The sequence below is a fragment of the Veillonella sp. CAG:933 genome (assembly GCF_000431435.1).
Lineage (GTDB): Bacteria > Bacillota > Negativicutes > Veillonellales > Veillonellaceae > Veillonella_A.
The window spans coordinates 38,887-57,180 of sequence record NZ_HF986232.1 but is presented as its reverse complement, the minus strand read 5'-3'; the positions used below and the strand labels follow the sequence as shown (position 1 = coordinate 57,180).

19 protein-coding genes and 1 pseudogene are annotated in these 18,294 nt (G+C 39.3%); 3 read left to right on the top strand and 17 right to left on the bottom strand.

Annotated features, from left to right (window positions below; translation table 11 throughout):
- Positions 1–111 precede the first annotated feature (111 nt).
- Positions 112–684 carry a superoxide dismutase gene (locus QZL64_RS11945; RefSeq protein WP_021842191.1) on the bottom strand — a complete coding sequence of 191 codons (573 nt, stop codon included), beginning with the start codon at positions 682–684 and terminating at the stop codon, positions 112–114.
- Positions 685–1,346: 662 nt separating this feature from the next.
- Here QZL64_RS11945 and pflB point away from each other — a divergent pair.
- The 3 genes from pflB (at position 1,347) to pflA (ending at position 4,675) form a co-directional block, all read left to right on the top strand.
- A complete protein-coding gene (pflB, locus tag QZL64_RS11940; RefSeq protein ID WP_021842190.1) occupies positions 1,347–3,497 on the top strand; it encodes a formate C-acetyltransferase in 2,151 nt (716 codons plus the stop codon).
- 1 nt (position 3,498) lies between these two features.
- Positions 3,499–3,738, top strand: coding sequence for an autonomous glycyl radical cofactor GrcA3 (gene grcA3, locus QZL64_RS11935; RefSeq protein ID WP_021842189.1), 240 nt, complete (start codon positions 3,499–3,501; stop codon positions 3,736–3,738).
- Positions 3,739–3,907: 169 nt separating this feature from the next.
- Positions 3,908–4,675, top strand: coding sequence for a pyruvate formate-lyase-activating protein (gene pflA, locus QZL64_RS11930; RefSeq protein WP_021842188.1), 768 nt, complete (start codon positions 3,908–3,910; stop codon positions 4,673–4,675).
- 330 nt (positions 4,676–5,005) lie between these two features.
- Here the strand turns inward: pflA and bcp are convergent, their stop codons facing one another.
- The 16 genes and pseudogenes from bcp to QZL64_RS11850 all read right to left on the bottom strand — a co-directional run bounded on the left by bcp (position 5,006) and on the right by QZL64_RS11850 (position 18,293).
- Entirely contained in the window at positions 5,006–5,473 is a 468-nt protein-coding gene (bcp, locus tag QZL64_RS11925; protein ID WP_021842187.1) for a thioredoxin-dependent thiol peroxidase, read from the bottom strand.
- A gap of 71 nt (positions 5,474–5,544) precedes the next feature.
- On the bottom strand, positions 5,545–6,030 hold the full coding sequence (locus QZL64_RS11920; RefSeq protein WP_021842186.1) for a hypothetical protein: 486 nt from the start codon (positions 6,028–6,030) through the stop codon (positions 5,545–5,547).
- A 63-nt stretch (positions 6,031–6,093) separates the two neighbouring features.
- Positions 6,094–6,540, bottom strand: coding sequence for a cupin domain-containing protein (locus QZL64_RS11915; RefSeq protein ID WP_021842185.1), 447 nt, complete (start codon positions 6,538–6,540; stop codon positions 6,094–6,096).
- Between the two features lie 10 nt (positions 6,541–6,550).
- Positions 6,551–7,599: pseudogene (gene eutH, locus QZL64_RS11910) on the bottom strand (ethanolamine utilization protein EutH).
- Between the two features lie 53 nt (positions 7,600–7,652).
- Positions 7,653–7,922 carry a EutN/CcmL family microcompartment protein gene (locus QZL64_RS11905; RefSeq protein WP_021842182.1) on the bottom strand — a complete coding sequence of 90 codons (270 nt, stop codon included), beginning with the start codon at positions 7,920–7,922 and terminating at the stop codon, positions 7,653–7,655.
- Positions 7,923–7,933: 11 nt separating this feature from the next.
- Positions 7,934–8,566, bottom strand: a complete 633-nt coding sequence (locus QZL64_RS11900) for a hypothetical protein (RefSeq protein ID WP_021842181.1) — start codon at positions 8,564–8,566, stop codon at positions 7,934–7,936.
- 11 nt (positions 8,567–8,577) lie between these two features.
- Positions 8,578–9,213, bottom strand: coding sequence for a phosphate propanoyltransferase (gene pduL, locus QZL64_RS11895; RefSeq protein ID WP_021842180.1), 636 nt, complete (start codon positions 9,211–9,213; stop codon positions 8,578–8,580).
- Positions 9,214–9,225: 12 nt separating this feature from the next.
- Positions 9,226–9,798, bottom strand: coding sequence for a hypothetical protein (locus tag QZL64_RS11890; RefSeq protein ID WP_021842179.1), 573 nt, complete (start codon positions 9,796–9,798; stop codon positions 9,226–9,228).
- A gap of 84 nt (positions 9,799–9,882) precedes the next feature.
- On the bottom strand, positions 9,883–10,167 hold the full coding sequence (gene eutM / locus QZL64_RS11885) for an ethanolamine utilization microcompartment protein EutM (RefSeq protein WP_021842178.1): 285 nt from the start codon (positions 10,165–10,167) through the stop codon (positions 9,883–9,885).
- A 90-nt stretch (positions 10,168–10,257) separates the two neighbouring features.
- Positions 10,258–11,733, bottom strand: a complete 1,476-nt coding sequence (locus tag QZL64_RS11880) for an acetaldehyde dehydrogenase (acetylating) (RefSeq protein WP_021842177.1) — start codon at positions 11,731–11,733, stop codon at positions 10,258–10,260.
- Entirely contained in the window at positions 11,730–12,347 is a 618-nt protein-coding gene (locus QZL64_RS14595) for a BMC domain-containing protein (protein WP_021842176.1), read from the bottom strand. Before QZL64_RS14595 ends, QZL64_RS11880 begins: the two co-directional genes overlap by 4 nt.
- 10 nt (positions 12,348–12,357) lie before the next feature.
- The gene (gene eutL / locus QZL64_RS11870; RefSeq protein WP_021842175.1) at positions 12,358–13,011 is read right to left on the bottom strand and encodes an ethanolamine utilization microcompartment protein EutL; all 654 of its coding nucleotides are present in this window, start codon (positions 13,009–13,011) and stop codon (positions 12,358–12,360) included.
- A gap of 17 nt (positions 13,012–13,028) precedes the next feature.
- Complete coding sequence (gene eutC, locus QZL64_RS11865) at positions 13,029–13,934, bottom strand: ethanolamine ammonia-lyase subunit EutC (RefSeq protein WP_021842174.1); 906 nt, start codon at positions 13,932–13,934, stop codon at positions 13,029–13,031.
- 14 nt (positions 13,935–13,948) lie between these two features.
- Complete coding sequence (locus tag QZL64_RS11860; protein ID WP_021842173.1) at positions 13,949–15,313, bottom strand: ethanolamine ammonia-lyase subunit EutB; 1,365 nt, start codon at positions 15,311–15,313, stop codon at positions 13,949–13,951.
- Positions 15,314–15,329: 16 nt separating this feature from the next.
- Entirely contained in the window at positions 15,330–16,766 is a 1,437-nt protein-coding gene (gene eutA, locus QZL64_RS11855) for an ethanolamine ammonia-lyase reactivating factor EutA (RefSeq protein ID WP_021842172.1), read from the bottom strand.
- Positions 16,767–16,850: 84 nt separating this feature from the next.
- Positions 16,851–18,293: a sensor histidine kinase gene (locus QZL64_RS11850; protein WP_021842171.1), complete on the bottom strand. Its 1,443-nt coding sequence runs from the start codon at positions 18,291–18,293 to the stop codon at positions 16,851–16,853.
- Between the last annotated feature and the right edge of the window lies 1 nt (position 18,294).

The following is an 18,294-nucleotide window of genomic DNA, read 5'->3' as shown; positions in this document are numbered from 1 at the left end:
TGCAAGCGGGGACGTTTTCACAAACTATGTAATTATACGAGCCATTCGAGACTCACATCAAGCAGTCAGCTCTTATTTAGTAGCTGCCGCATAATGAGCGTTTACTTGATCCTAGTTAACGAGATTCCAGAAAGCGGCGATGTAATCAGGACGAGCATTCTTGTATTTCAAGTAGTATGCATGTTCCCACACATCAAGGCCCAATACCGGAGTTTTGCCGTCACTAAGTGGGGAGTCCTGGTTAGCCGTGGACAAGATTTCCAATTTGCCGTTGTTTACTACGAGCCAAGCCCAACCGGAACCGAAACGACCGGTAGCAGCTTTGCCGAATTCAGCTTTGAAGTTTTCGAAGTTGCCGAAAGCTTCATCGATAGCACCGGCAATAGCGCCCGTAGGGTTACCGCCTGCATTCGGTGCCAAAATGTTCCAGAAGAATGTATGGTTAGCATGACCGCCGCCATTGTTGCGAACAGCCGTGCGGATATCTTCCGGTACAGCGTTTAAGTCAGTGATCAACGCTTCTACGTCTTTTTCACCCAATTCAGGATGTTTTTCAATAGCAGCGTTTAAGTTAACAACATAGGTGTTGTGGTGTTTATCATGATGAAAATGCATTGTTTCTGCATCGATATGCGGTTCTAAAGCTTCGTAAGCATATGGTAATTCAGGTAATGTGTATGCCATAAAAATACCTCCTTCCCCGTCCAAGGGGATAAAAATAAAATACATAACAAAAATGTTACGAAAAAAGAATTATCGAATTTTATAATCATCGATTGCCTTTTGGCAACCGCAATCCACTAGATTTAATTTTTTCAATATTTCTATGTGTTAATGATAACATTTTTCATTTATCTTGTCTAGTAGTAAAAACGTAAATTTGCAATAAACATTTTGTAAGTGTGTTATTTCACAATTCAAACAGCTTTATTCCTATATGTCCACTTTATATTCAAAATTTTAAATATAAAATTTAATGCCGGCTTATAGCTTGAGTCACGCTTAATTTTTAATTCCCACTATTTTTGTAGCTATAGCTACAGACTATTGGTATCCCCTGCTTTATAATATAATCATAAGAAACAAAGTCATATTTTATGGATAAAAACAATCCAAAAAGACATTTCTTAGTCATACACCGTAATGATAGCTAACAATAATTTTTGTTTTTTTGACATAAATTTTTATAGATATGTCATAAAAAGTCTTATTTTTACACATCTTTTATTTTTAGCATTTTAACAATCGAAAATTAATATCATTACAATTATTGAATTAAATGCCAATTCGGTATACACTTAAAGCATCTTATAATAATTCTTTATTTCCTTAATGGAGGTGCCGCAATGCAAAATACTGCATGGAAAGGCTTCATTACAGGTGTATGGGATAAAGCCATTGACGTTCGTGACTTTATCCAACGTAACTATAACCCCTATGTTGGGGACGACTCATTTTTAGCCGGTCCTACGGATCGTACTCTTAAACTTTGGCAAGAAGTTCTTCGTCTGTATGAGGAAGAAAAAGAAAAAGGCGGCGTTATCGATGCCGATACGGATATTGCCACTTCGGTGTCCTCCCACGGCCCCGGCTACATTATCAAAGAATTAGAACAAATTGTTGGTCTTCAAACCGATAAACCGTTGAAACGCGCTATGTTCCCGTACGGCGGTTTACGTACAGCCAAGAGTGCTTTACAAGAATACGGTTTCGAAATGGACGCTCAGCTGGAAGACTTTTTCAAAAAGCATCGTAAAACTCACAATGACGGTGTTTTCGATGTGTATACGCCGGAAATGCGTGCCGCTCGTTCCGCACACATCATTACCGGTTTACCGGATGCGTACAGCCGCGGTCGTATCATCGGCGACTATCGCCGTGTAGCCCTTTACGGGATTGACCGCTTAATCGAAGAAAAAGAAAAAGATTTCGCCATCACTATGGGCGACATGACGGCTACGATTATTCGCGACCGTGAAGAAATTCGTGACCAAATTCGTTCCTTAAAAGAATTAAAAGCTATGGCGGCTTCTTACGGCTTCGATATCAGCCAACCGGCCAAAGACGTAAAAGAAGCGATTCAGTGGTTATACTTCGGTTATTTAGGCGCTATTAAAGAACAAAACGGCGCTGCCATGTCTATCGGCCGTAACACTGTCTTCCTCGACATCTACGCCGAACGTGACCTTAAAGAAGGCCGCTATACAGAAGAAGAAATTCAGGAAATGGTTGACCATTTCATCATGAAACTTCGCATGGTGCGTTTTGCCCGCATTATCGAATACAATAACCTCTTCACCGGCGATCCGGTTTGGACAACCGAATCCATCGGCGGGATGGGCTCCGACGGTCGTCCGCTCGTTTCCAAAATGTCCTTCCGTTACTTGCACACGCTGACCAACTTAGGCCCGGCTCCGGAACCGAACCTCACCGTTCTCTGGTCCCCTCGCTTGCCGGATGGTTTCAAACGTTTCTGTGCTAAATTGTCCATCCAAACGTCTTCGATTCAGTATGAAAACGACGAATTGATGCGTCCTAACAGCGGTGACGACTATGCTATCGCCTGCTGCGTATCACCAATGCGTATCGGTAAAGAAATGCAGTTCTTCGGCGCTCGTTGTAACCTCGCTAAATGCTTGCTCTATGCAATCAACGGCGGTGTCGATGAAAAACTCAAAAAACAAGTTGGACCTAAATATCGTCCGATTACTTCCGAATACCTTGATTTCGATGAAGTAATGGAACGTTTTGACGACATGATGGAATGGTTGGCCGGCGTTTACGTGAATGCCCTCAACATCATTCACTACATGCACGATAAATATGCATACGAAAAATTGGAAATGGCGCTTCACGACCGCAAAGTTACGCGTTGGTTTGCCACCGGTATTGCCGGTTTATCCGTAGTAGCCGACTCCTTGTCCGCTATTAAATATGCCAAGGTAAAACCGATTCGTGATGAAAACGGGGTAGCTGTTGATTTTGAAATCACAGGGGATTTCCCTAAATACGGTAACGACGATGACCGTGTTGATGATTTGGCGGCCTTCGTTGTATCCGCATTCATGAACAAAATCCGTAAACATCCTACCTACCGCGAAAGTGTGCCTACCATGTCCCTTTTGACAATTACATCCAATGTAGTATACGGTAACGCCACCGGTAGCACACCGGACGGCCGTAAACAGGGTACACCGTTTGCACCGGGCGCTAATCCGATGCACGGACGCGACTCTCACGGGGCTGTTTCTTCCATGGCGTCAGTTGCCAAAATGCCTTGGCGTGATGCGAGCGACGGTATTTCCAACACCTTCTCCATCATTCCGGATGCGCTTGGCAAAAATGGCGAAACCATGGTTCGTATGAGTGATTTAGACATCGATCTGGATCTTGATGCAGTTTTACAGAGCGATATGCCGACCGGTTTACCTGTCAATAATGAAAACCTGGCCTGTCGCGAGCCTAATGTTTCCATTTCCGAAAAGGAGGACAAGTAATATGAGCAACGAACAACAAATCGATAATTTAGTAGAGTTATTGGATGGCTATTCTGAAAAAGGCGGTCATCATTTGAACGTCAACGTTTTCGACCGTGAAATGCTCCTCGATGCACAGCAGTACCCTGAAAAATATCCACAGTTGACCGTTCGTGTATCCGGTTATGCCGTGCACTTCAACAAATTGACGAAACAACAACAGGATGAAGTTATTTCTCGTACCTTCCACGAACAAATGTAACTTCTATCCCTCCCCTTCTCAGTAGTTATATATAGTGCAATAGGCTCCCCGTATCGAGGAGCCTATTGTCATATAAGGGTGGAAAAATCTCCCTTTGCCCTTCGCATTTTGTATTTTGCTTCTTACTGGTAATTCTTTTGCTTCTATTTTTTATTACGAAAGGCGTATTATGATTGGACGAATTCATTCTCTGGAAACCATGGGCACCGTTGACGGCCCCGGTGTACGAATGGTGCTATTTTTACAGGGCTGCCCGATGCGCTGTGCCTATTGCCATAACCCGGATACGTGGGATGCGCAGCAAGGTAAAAATATTACCATCGAAGAAGTATGGGAACAATTTGAGCGCAATCAGAGTTTTTATAAAAACGGCGGCCTCACCGTCACCGGTGGCGAAGCATTAATGCAGCTGCCATTTGTTATCGAGCTATTCAGCTACTTTAGAGAACGAGGCATTCATACTTGCCTTGATACGAGCGGTATCTACTTTGAAGAAAGCAAACGAGAGCAATACGAAAAGCTGATGGCCGTAACAAGTCTCGTTATCTTAGATTTAAAAGAAATCGACGACGACAAACACAGCGCCTTGACCGGTCAAAGCAATAAACAAATTTTGAAATTTGCCCGCTTCATCGATGAGCACAATGTGCCGATTTGGGTGCGCCATGTTGTGGTGCCTACTATAACGGATAACGCAGATCGTTGGTATCGACTCGGCTTTTTCGCCGGCTCTTTGAAAAACCTGGAGACCATCGACTGCCTGCCGTATCACGTGATGGGTACGGCTAAGTACAAGGAAATGGGTATTGCCTATCGCCTGGAAGGCATCCCACCGGCCAGCAAAGCCTTGGCATCCAAAGCATCAAAAGTGGTGCTGGAAGGGATAAAAGCGTATCGGCGGCATTGGTGGAGTGCGTTGGCACCGGCTCAGGAATAGCAGTCGCCTACAGTATTCTAATTACATTGGAATTGCAAAATAAAAGCCCCATATACCTATCTTTCAGTCCCAACCCATTCGGCTAATGGACATTCAAGATAGGTATATGGGGCTTTTTTCTCTAAGCACATTCCGCCGTAATTCGGATCACTGTTGTGCAACTAGCAATTCCCGCGGCCGGCGCAACTCAGAAGAATGCGGAAATCTTTTATCCCTTCTACAGACTAAACATTGAGACTACTTAGTGAATCGCCTAAGAGCGATTTGCTGCAGGCCGGAAGGTTGCCTTCACCATGCGATAGCCGTGGTGGAAAATTAATTTGAAACAACCTATTGAATATTCAAATCAGCTAATAGTTGCCCTACGTGTTCTTTAGCTTTTACTCCACGGTAGATATGGGTTAACACGCCTTTTTCGTCGATGACAAAGGTGGACCGTTCGATGCCGATGGAGGTTTTGCCGTAGAGTTTCTTCTCTTTCATGACACCGTAGGCATTACAAAAGGCTTCATCGGTGTCGGCCAAGAGATTGAATTGCAGATCGTATTTTTCTTTAAAGTTCACATGACGTTTTACCGTGTCGCGACTGACACCCAAAACAACATAACCGGCATCTTGCAATTTTTTGTACGCTTCATTGAATTGTTGTGCTTCAATGGAGCAACCAGGAGTATTGTCTTTCGGATAGAAATATAAAATAACTTTTTGCCCTGCTAAATCTTTTAAGTTAACGGTTTCATTGACATCATTTACAACGGAAAAATCCGGTGCTTTGTCACCTACTTTTAAGTCTGACATAAGATTCACTCCCAACATAGAATTAATTAAACTACTGATTACAGAAAACTGAATCAGTTTTTTTAATTATACTATGCTTTAGGTTCTTCTTCTATAATATCATAAAGTTTTTTAAAAATTTCAGGGTCACAAGGATACTCTTCACCATTAACACCACGAATTACCCAATCCCCCGGATTTGTGCGTACTACGCCGTTTAACGTTAATAAATAACGTTCCCCGTCTTCTCGTATAGCAGTTAATTCATTCGGTTTATGACGGATAGCTATAGCTTGTTCCTCATAGCTTTTCTTATCATAATAAAGAGCATGTGTTTCTGATGCACAAAATTCAACCAATACTTCCGAAATAACAATTGGATTGTCCTTATTTTTACACACATTCACAATATACTGTGCAAAATGAGGATCAAAATTTAGTTCCAAAGGAACTTCCGTTTCGTCAGAAACATCTTTATAAATTCTTATTTGTAACAGCTCCGAATCAATAACGAGCCATCGATAATCCAATTTATATGCCCCGGCTAATACACTGGCTAAATTTTCTTTCTCAGTCATGCCCTTACCTCCTTACCTATAAAAGAATGTCCGGTATTCGCTTTAACACTCATCAACATTCTATTAGGCTTGCGATTGCCAATCTGCCGGATAGGTAACATAAACAAATCTTGCTTTACCTTTTACAGAAAACTGAATTGAACTTCCCTTTGGAATCAAAAGGATTTCACCCGGTCCGGCTGTAATCGTCTCGCCATTAATAATAATACTTAACTCACCATCAATTACATAATCAATTTCATCATAATTCAAAGTCCAGTCGAATGTAGTGTCTTCCATAAACATCAAGCCACAGCCTAAACGTGGACTTTCATCTAATGAAAACAAATCTTTAGTATATACTTTATCATTAGGGTTCCCGGTATCCAATCGATCTTCTTCAGTTACATCAATCATTGGTAGCTTTACTACACCGACACCACTATTTGATATAGACTTAGTAACCATTAATTTTTCGTTCACAACTTGGCGCACTAATGTTTCTATCATTTCACGAGTGATATTTGACATTTTCAGCACCTCATTTCTTAGCTTTTGCCATAATGCGTTTAGACATAAACATAGCGACTAAAATTGCAGTTACACCGGCTACCAATTTGCCTACAATCATAGGGAAGATCATCTCTTTAGCCACACCGGCAGTAAAACCTAAATGATCTCCAAGGACAAAGGATGCCGAAACAGCGAATGCAACATTCAAGATTTTTCCGCGTGTATCCATATCTTTGAGCATTTGGAACATAGGGATATTGTTTGCTAATGTTGCTACCATACCGGCTGCAGCTACTTCATTCATACCTAAAGCCGAACCCATTTTCATAAGCGGTTTGTTAAATACTTTAGTGATAAAAGCCACCAAACAAAATGCACCGGCTAAAGTCAACGCAATACCACCTACGATTTCAATCCCCTCAGTTACAGGTGCAATACCTTCAATTACAGTAATACCAACCAATAATTGTAATGCTCCTAAAATTAGACCAAGTACAGCAACAATTACAACCCCTTGTCCAAAAACGGTAAAGCATTTAATCATCATTTCCGGGGCCAACCAAAGGCCTAAAATAACAAGCACTGCAAAAATTACGATAGGAACTAAGTTGGCTAAAATCATACCTAAACTCATACCGGCAGCCAAACCGCCTGCTAAACAACCTAAAGGAATCGTAACGATGCCACATAATACTCCTGTTGCCAAATACTGATGATCTTCTTTTTCAATAATTCCCAAAGCAACCGGAATTGTAAATACAATAGTAGGCCCCATCATAGCACCCAAGATAGCACCGGCAAATAAACCGGCTTCCGGATTTAATGCCATTTGTTGAGCTAACGCAAAGCCCCCATGTCATTGGCCAATAAAGTGGTCGCAAACATTGATGGGTCAGCTCCCAACATTGTATAAACAGGAACAACTATCGGACTTAACACTTTAGCTAATATAGGTGCGATGGTAATAATCCCCACCATTGACATTGCTAAAGCACCCATTGCCATTATTCCTTCTTCAAATTTTTCACCTAAACCAAGTTTATTGCCAATACACTTATCTATGCCCCCTATAATCATAAAGAGAACCATGATATACATAATAATTTCATTAATACTCATAGTTGCATCTCCTAACCGGCGGTATCAATCGAGTCAATAACCCCAACAATCATTGCATCGATAGGCGTATTAAGATTTTCTGCAGAAATTCTGGCCGCCGCACCTAATGTAACCAATACGGTATCACCGATACCGGATCCGGCATTATCTGCCGCCACAAATGATTCTTTCTCGGTTACCCCATCGACTTCTAACTCTCTAACAATCATAAATTTCCAACCATTAAGCTTTTCATCTTTTCTGGTAGACCATAAACTACCAATCACTTTAGCAATCAGCACAGTATCACTCCTTATAAATTCAAATTATGCTCTCGAATATAATCCTGCGCTAATGGCGTAAGTCGTGCATTTGTCGGCATTTTTTCTCCGGAATCTACCATTTCAACTACTTTAGCAACCGTAATAAATACCGGTTTTAATGTTGAGTTGCTATTTTTCCGTTTTACTTCATTACTTTTTTTGCCCGTATACACAGATTGGACATTATCGCCAAAAGAAACTCCAAACTGTTTACACTTACTTAATATACTCTGCCATTGTTGCTTTAATGCATATGGAATAGATCCATTATTCATCTTAGTGATTTCAGGAATCCGATGTATAATCACCGGCCTTCGCAGTAATAAAGATTCCACAATTTTTTTCGTGGTATCATTTTGCGGCATAAGATGTGCCACTTCACTTAACTCAGGCAATGACAAAAACTCAATATTTAATGCTTGCTTATGGTCGGTAATATTAATGTTTTCAGCTTGTATACCGGATACTTTTTCTTCATGTCTTATAATCTGTTTCATAGCATCCTTAGTATCACTACTCAATGCATTAATTCCAATTTTGGGTTTAACATTTTTATCAGAAATTTCTTTCCAAATTCGATTAGTAATAGTTTGAACAATAGTCTCTAATTCACTTAATGTCATAACTATCACCTCTATTCTATAATTTCCCCAAGATCACCATTTTTCAAGTCACAGGCATTAGCTTCATCAAAGTCAATATGCATAAAAGTTTGATACTTAGGGCTTACTCTTATAACTACATCATCAAAAATAAGTGGTCTATCCGTATGAGTTTTTACTTTTACAATTTGCCCATTAGTAACGCCTAAACGTGCTGCATCAGCCTCTGCTACATGAACATGCCGTTTAGCGACAATACAAGCTTCCTCTAAGGCTATATGTCTATCTTTATTTACGATTATTATTCCGGCTGAGCCTTTCAAATCCCCACTTTCTCGAGTAGGTGCTTTCACGCCCAACAACCGAGCATCGGTTAAAGAAACCTCTACTTGAGAATGTTCTCGCTCGGGTCCTAAAATAACAACATTAGTTAGCATCCCTTTAGGCCCTACCAAATTTACACGCTCTTGGCAAGCAAACTGTCCGGGTTGCGATAATTCTTTAACTTTAGTTAACTCATAGCCTTCACCGAACAAACGCTCTATATCTTGCCTACATAAATGAACATGTCGACCAGAACCTTCAATTACAAAAGTCTTATCTTTATTTGGTAATACTTCTCCAATTTGTTTCAATACTTCATTAACAATATCATCTATAACATTCACCCTATCACCTCCTTACGAATTATCAAGGATTCCTTTTATCTGACTAATCCAGTCAGAAAACGATTGTGAAATTGTATTGTACGGCTTTAATAAACTTTCAACATATTCCAATTGTCGCCGCAGAGACATCACTGAGCATTGCCAAAGACGCCATGAGCATAATTTAAAATTAAATACTTGCGGCGGTAATGATAATTCCATCTGTAAGGGCACTTTATATTGTTTTACTTTAAATTCTTCAAGTGCCAATTGCTGTCGTTGCCAATATTGCCAAAGCTGTTCATCAAAAAAATCATCCGGTAACAAAGGGAAATATAACAAATCTCGAAGTTTTAATATTTCATTATCCAGATAACTTAACTCATCATGACAATATACTTCCCTAGCACACGATGTTGATGTCTGCAAGTTATCGGAATCGTTTGAATTTTGGCTAAGCTGCAAAACCTGAATTTGATGTTCTCGTAAATAGGATTGAGCTGATGGCGTAATTATACTAGGTTCAGATACCTTTAATGCTTCGCCGCTATGAAGTTGTTGTTTCCGTAATAATTGACGTATTGTTTCTTCAGTTATAACTTTCATAGGAACCCTTTCTTATGAATAGAGAGCGCTTTACGCGCTCTCTATCACTACTTACGCACTGCCCGTAATTTCGTAACCGGTAAATTATTCAGCTTTGCCAGGTAAAATTGCATCTACTTCAGTATGTGGACGTGGAATTACGTGTACTGATAAAAGTTCGCCTACGCGTTCAGCAGCTGCTGCACCAGCATCAGTAGCTGCTTTTACAGCACCAACATCACCACGAACCATAACTGTTACCAAACCGCCGCCAACTTGTTCTTTACCGATAAGTGTTACATTCGCAGCTTTTACCATTGCATCTGCCGCTTCAATAGCGCCAACCAAACCTCTTGTTTCAATCATTCCTAATGCATTTGTGCTCGACATAATAATTACCTCCTAAAAATAACTAGTAAAAATTAAAATTAAAATAATTTGTAATATATCTAATTAATATTATTACCATCCAAATAAAAGCTATTTCAATTTAGCCATAATTTGTTCTACAATAGCACGAATAACTACTTCTTGCGATTCAACTCCTAATGTAGCACCAACAGGCACGCTATCGGCGTTTTCAGTTTTACGTAAATCTTCCAATTCGCGGACACCATACGCTACTCTTCGTAAGTTAAATAAACTCTGAGGACCTACGTTATCTGATGTAGCACTGCCACCCACTGCTCCACACCCCAAAGTTAATGAAGGTGTGATATTAGTAGTAGCTCCGATTCCGCCCAACGCCCCCGGCGTATTTACAAGTAATCTTGACACCGGTTTACGTAAACCGAATTCACGTACAACATCATTATTTTCAGTATGAATAATTAGAGTATGACCTGCACCTTCATTTTCTAAGATGCGAATCGATAAATCACAAGCTTCTTCCCAATTAGCAACCGTATAAAAAGCAAGAATTGGCGCTAATTTTTCATGAGAGTACGGATACTTAGGTCCTACTCCGGTTTCCGGTGCAACTAATAGAATTCGATCGGATGGAATTTCAAGGCCAACCAATTTAGCGATAACTTGTGCTGACTTCCCGACGATTGCAGGGTTCATAGTCCCATTAGCACGTAGAATAAAGGTACCTAAGCGTGTAGCTTCTTCCGGGTTTAAAATGTATGCGCCCTGGGCCTCTAACTCTTTTAAAATTGCATCTTTATTAACAGTTTCAGCAATGATGGATTGTTCTGAGGCACAAATAGTACCATTATCAAACGTTTTGGAATCAATAATTCTCTTTACTGCTAATTTAACATCCGCACTTCTTTCGATATAAGCAGGACCGTTGCCCGGACCAACGCCCAAAGCAGGTGTACCGGAAGAATAAGCAGCCTTTACCATAGCCGAACCACCGGTTGCTAAAATTAAATCTGTATTCTTACTTTTCATCAATTCGGCAGTGCCTTCCATGGTCGGCATTGTCATATAAGATACAGCATCTTCAGGTGCTCCGATTCCTTTCAATGCTTTGCGAATAATTTTTACGGTTTCACCAATACATTTAATTGCTGTAGGATGTGGTGAAAACACAATACTATTAGCCGCTTTTAACGCAATCAAAGATTTGAAAATTACTGTAGATGTTGGATTTGTTGACGGTACCAAACCGGCAATAACACCTACCGGAACAGCGACTTCCATAACCTTATTAACTCTATCATCATTAATGACACCAACCGTTTTCATATCTTTCATATGAGCATAAACTTGTTTTGATGCAAACGCATTTTTTAAAACTTTATCTTCCCATTTACCGAATCCGGTTTCTTCATGGGCTAGTTTTGCTAAACGAACACGTTCTTTATAAGTCGCTTCGCAAACGGCTTTTGTAATATCATTAATTTGACTTTGTGTAAGTACTGCTAATTTTTTTTGGGCTTCTTTTGCTTTTGCCAAAAGAAGACGAACCTCTTGAACGGATTGTAAATCCTTATCAACTAAGTTCAAAACGTGCCACCTCGTTTCACTTCATCTATAATCACTTTAATGAGGGCCTCTTTATTGGCAAATTTAATTGCTGTTCGTTTCATACCGTGTACATTCATGGCATATGCTTTTTTACGCAAATCTACAACTTTATACGCCATTAATTTTTGTCGTAATGCACTCTCATCAAAATTTTCCTTTTTTTCTTCTATATCTTCAGTTTCCAAAGCTACCTGTGTCTCTGAATTCTTTTCAGGATCACCGGCAAGGTTTTCTAACGGTTCTGTCTCAGAAGTCTTTAACCCATTATTTGTGTTTGCTGTTATTAACTCTTTATCTGCATCATCAGATTCAGCACTTTGTGCTAATTTACCACCCATTAACTTTGCAATAGCTTCGTCAGCTCGTGGGATTACATGACTCGTGCAGTAGCAACCAAGCTGTTTCGCTATAACTACGGCCGCATCAACCGCGGCTTGAACTGCTGCTACATCACCGACAAGCAAAATCGTTCTTCGACCGCCACCTACACGTTGTTCACTATTCAATTCCACATTTGCAGCCTTTAAGGCTGCATCAGCAGCACTAACAGCACCTAGGAAACCTCTTACTTCTACCATGCCTAGTGCCTTCATTTAGTCCTCCTTAATAGCTTAATGGATTATCAGCTACATTCTGAATAGCTTGAGCAAATGCGGTACACGCTGCTTTACAAGCAGATTGACTACCTGTCAACAAGCCACCGCCAAAGTTAGTTTCAGATGGAGGGCCATAAAATACACATAATCTAACATCTGCAGCTTTTAATGCCGCATCAAGGCCAACCATAGCTTCACAAGGTGGAGCAATTAAATAGGCAATAGCTTCACCTTCATTAATTTCCGCCGATTTAGATAAAAAACGACCGGATCGAGAAATTACATGTGCAAAGTATGGTATTGAACCATCTTCATTAGCACTGATAAAACTAGCTTCTTCTGTAATTACATGTACTGCGGTTTCTAAGCCACTAGTAATTTCTGCCGGACTTGGACCGGCTAAAATCCCGATAACTTCACCAGCTAATTTAGTAGATGCGTTACCTGCACCACCATAAAAGCTTTTAGCATAAACAACATCAACTTCTGCGGTTTTTGTAGCTTCATCCAAAGCAACATATGTAACATCATCACAGTCTGCCGTAATGAGGCCCAATGATCTTTGAGCACTTGTCAAACCTAATTGCGTTGCAAGTCCGGCATCCACATTAGGAATAATTTGTACGCTCAATACGTTAGCACCTAAACGTTGATTTTTCACAAACGTCCCTCCTTTACCTATTTCAATTCAATACCGGATTTTTTCTTTTCCAACATGTTTTTAATAATATCTGCAATATAGGCACCTGCTTCTACAGCCGGTGTACCACCTTTATGTATATTAGACACTACAGTACGTCGAGATTCAGGCATTCCTACGGTAGGTCGATATGCTATATATGCACTCATTGATTCAGCTGTTACCAAGCCTGGGCGTTCGCCCACAAAGAGACATACCACATCAGCATCACTAATTTCGCCGATTGGATCCATTGCCGGTACACGACAATACTTAACAAATAAAACCTTATCAAAATCGAGATTGTATTTTTTAAGGCCCTGCTTTAAAGCCGGAATAACATCACGAATATTTGCTTCAATGGCTGCTGAACTTAAGCCATCACCTACAACGACTTGAAGTTTGGCACCTTTTTTGACATTCTGTTTAATAATTTCGGTATTGGCTTCGTCAAAGATTCGACCATGATCCGGTCTCGTAATATATTCATCTTTATTTTTGCATACCGTTCGAACCGGAATAAATCCCATTTCTTCAACCAATTCAGGATTAACATCTGAGAATACCGCATCTTGAGCAGCTGCATGATCCGCCCGGAAGCGCAAAACCGACTGTGTTTTATATCGGGTTCCGCAACGGCCTACACCCAACCGTGCAGCCGTATAACTTTTCATTTTCAAATAACCTTCTCTATCATGCGGATTATCTACTAACAATTGCTTCTTTAAATCGACTTCTGAAATATCCGGTAGAAATTCATTTGAAATAATATTACTCCCGACAGAATCGCCTAACTTATTTACTTCTTTGGTCCGTTTGGCAGGTTCAACGCTATCTAATCCTTTAGCTTTTACTAACTCACCTAAAATAGATTCAATCATCCCTTTTAATTCTGTTTCATTCATCCTTATCACCTCGCTTATTTCAAGAATACAGATGCATCGCCTGCTATTGGAGTCAATTTACCATTATCCATAAAGCCCATCTTTTCCAACCAAATTTCAAATTCTTTAATGGGACGTAAATTAAACATATCGCGAATTGTTGCCGTTTCATGAAAACCGGTAGTTTGATAGTTCAACATAATATCGTCAGCATGTGGAATACCCATGATATATGTACAACCTGCACTTGCTAAAAGTATTGTCAGGTTTTCCATATCATTTTGATCCGCTTTCATATGATTGGTGTAACATACATCACAGCCCATAGAAATACCGGTTAGTTTACCCATAAAGTGATCTTCTAAACCGGCACGAATAACTTGTTTAGAGTCATATAAATATTCCGGTCCGATAAAACCAACTACTGTATTTACGATATAAGGGTCAAATTTTTTAGCAAAGCCATAGCATCTTGCTTCCATTGTTACTTGGTCGGCTCCGTTATGTGCATCTGACGATAATTCGGACCCCTGTCCTGTTTCAAAATACATTACATTAGGTCCTGCTACACGACCTTCTCTTAAAGCCAATGCTTTTGCTTCTTCCAACGTTGCAGCATTAAGACCGAAAGCAGTATTACCTTTTTCAGATCCCGCTATAGATTGGAACACCAAGCCTGTTGGTGCACCTTGACGAATTGCTTCCATTTGAGTCGTTACATGTGCCAATACACAGGTTTGAGTTGGAATATCCCATTCACTTCTGAACTCTTCAAATTTATGTAGAATTCTTTTTACACTTTCCACTGAATCATCAACCGGATTTAATCCAATTACGGCATCACCGATGCCATAGGATAAACCTTCCATAACCGATGCCATGATACCGTCAATATTATCAGTTGTATGGTTAGGCTGTAATCGAGCCGAGAATGTACCTGGTCTACCGATTGTTGTATTAGCCGTTTTTTCAATACGAATTTTTTTCGCTGCAACGATTAAATCCATATTTGACATGAGCTTACATACAGCCGCAATCATTTCAGCAGTCAATGCGCGTCTAACAAACTTAATATCATTATCCGTAGTGGTATCAGATAATAACCATTCTCTTAATTCTTCAACGGTCCAGTTCTTAATAGAATCAAAAATTCGAGTGTTAACCTGATCAATAATAATTCGTGTTACTTCATCTTCATCATAAGGTACAACAGGATTATTAAATAAGTCGTTTAGCGTAAGTTGTGCTAAAACTGTTTTTGCTGCTACGCGTTCTTCAGCAGAAGCCGCCGCTACTCCGGCCAACTTATCCCCTGATTTTTCTTCATTAGCCTTGGCCAATACTTCCTTCACAGAGCCGAACTCATACGTATTACCAAAGAGTCGAGTCTTTAAAATCATGCTTCCATCACTCCTTCTAATTAAAAACAAGTGTTTTGATAATGACCGGCAATACATTACCTCCGGCCACAGGCGTACCAATATCTATATAATCACCGTTTTCGGCGACAATAGAATCAATGCAAACAAACGGACTTTTTTCCGGTAACATAGAATATATGCTATTGCCCAAAGCTTTCGCCATATCTTCAGTCACAATAATCAATAAGGGAAATCCGGCTTCTCGTAATTTTGCTACCCCTTCTGTAATTCCCATTGCATAGCGCTGAATATCTGCAAATGACGGAGATTTTATTCCTTGAAAAGAAAGGGCCACATTTGTTAATTGATTATCATCCGTTAGATACCAATCTAATTTACTACGAATTTGAGCGGCCAATTCCGAAGCTTTTAATTGTTCATCCTCTTTAGCAAGTTTTAAAACCGGCACATTTTTTATAGGTAAAATTTCATCCGTATAACTGATAGTTGAGCCACTAACTTCTGCCGTATGAGAACCGGCACCAACCACTGTTGCCCGTATTGTTTCTACTGTGTCAAGCACATGACATTTGGTAAAAAATAATGAATTTTTTATACGATTGCCCAATAATAATCCAATATCACCATATTGAAACCAATCTGTAACGTTATCAGCCTTTATACAATCAGCAACACCGCCGGAAAAAGTAACTGCATTAACATCTGTCTTTATTTTTAAGTCATGATGTGTAATTAACAGATTATAGAATGGCGTTTCTTCGCCTAATCCTATAGATTGTTCCAATGCGTTCACCAATTCATCTATAATAGGCATCAAGTCCTCCGGCACCACATGATTACCAACTGCTAAAGATAAATGCTTTTTCTCTATAATTTCTAATATTTTAGGTGCTATATATGTAATAGTATGACTATCGGAATCTATCTTAATAAGCCTGCCACCAATATCGAAGCAAGCTGTATCAACAACATCGCCGGCTCTAAACATTGCCAGATTACTAGTACCTCCACCTATATCAAAATTAACTATATTACCTCTATGTTCACGTGATAAGGTTTCAGTTCCGGCCCCTTTACCGGCAATTATACTTTCCAAATCAGGACCGGCCGTAGCCACTACAAAATCTCCGGCATATCCGCTTAAAGCCTGTAATACTTTTGATGAATTAGATTTTCGAGCTGTTTCACCGGTTATAATGACTGCGCCCATTTTTATATCATCCTTAACAATGCCGGCCTTATCATATTGTAAAGCTACGAATTCTTTTATTTTATTTTCGTCAATTTCAACTTGATTAATAAGCGGAGTAAAAATAATATCACTTCGATAGATAACTTTTTTATCGGAAATTTCTATTCGCGGTACCGTAAACGCAGATGCAAAATTCTCTACGGTCAACTCTGATAAAATAAGCTGTGTTGTGGATGTCCCTAAGTCAATCCCTACCGTCAATAGTGTTTCTTTATCCATGTGGCCTCCTTTCTTAACGATACAAAAAAGGCGCTTAAGCATAAGAAATAAAAATCATTCTTTGCTTAAGCGCCTTTGCCTTCGCTATACAACTACATCGTTGCTTTTTTGAAATCGAAAATATACTTTTGTCCCCGATTTACCGGACTCAATATTTAATTTACCTTTTAATTTATCTTTGACGTATCCATTGATGATAAGAAGCCCTAAACTATCAGCTTTGACAGTCTTAGTATCAAATCCACAACCATCATCGGATACCTCAATATAAATTTTAGAGTCTACTATTTTACCGATAATCTGCACTTTTCCTGACTGATTAGGTAAATATGCATGATCAAAAATATTTTGTAATAATTCATTTACAATCAAAGAGATTGTAACAACTTGGTCAGTTGTTACGTATATTGAGTCATCTACATGCATAAATATTTCAATATCTCTGAAATTTCCAAACATATGATGGAAATTATGGATGACTGTAGTTAACGTTTGTTTTAACGAAGTATAACTGTCAACTTGTTTAGAAAGTAACTCATGAGTTGACGCAATCGTCATAATACGCGATATGCTATCATGCAACACTTTCTTCGTTTCGTCTGACTGAGCCCTCCGTTCTTGTATCTTCAATAAAGATACTATTGACTGCAAGTTGTTCTTTACACGATGATGAATTTCACGAATAGCAACTGCTTTTAATACAAGTTCTTCTTCTCGCTTTTTTACCTCTGTTGTATCCTGAATAATCACAACTAAACGCTGCTTATTTTTAATCCAACTGTACTTAATCGTAAAATAATACTGCAAATAATGGGTCTCCACATCAAAAAACCAATTACTTGATGAGCGTTCTGCACGAAATTTAATATAATCAAATGTATAATAGTCTAATGTTAAATTATCATAAAATAAACCAATTATTTCATCTTGATAACCCAATTTTTTATACAATTGCTTTGCTTCTTCATTGGCCGTTATTAAATAACCATCGCCATCGAAAATAAGGACATTTTCAGATAATCGATCTACGAAAAAGTTCTGTGCCTCTTCTTCCGCACTCATAATAGTACTTGGCTTTAAATCATTAGAAGTGGCCATTCCAGGCGTTCCTGCATCAGTTTCTACAATTAAAACACCGATAGTTTTGTCCAATAATTTTATGGGGTAAATATTTTGTGTAATTAGTTTTCCTTCTTGAGATACCGCAATAAGCCCTAATGTATTTAAACCGGTTGCAATAGATCGTAAAACACCTGGTTCATTTTCCAATAAAGCATCTAATCCTACTACCGTCTTTTCATACATAGACGGCTTAATTAAAGGCTGTCTATGATATACCACTAAAGCAGATTTCGTTACTTCATTATAAATGTCAATAAATACATCTGCATCAGGATATAATAACGAATCAGCCAAATGATATATAACTTGTACTAATTCTTTAACTTCATCCGCAGTTAAGTCCGAATAGGTATCACACAGTTTGCGTAAAATTGCTTCATCCGGATTAGCTATATCTAACGCCATA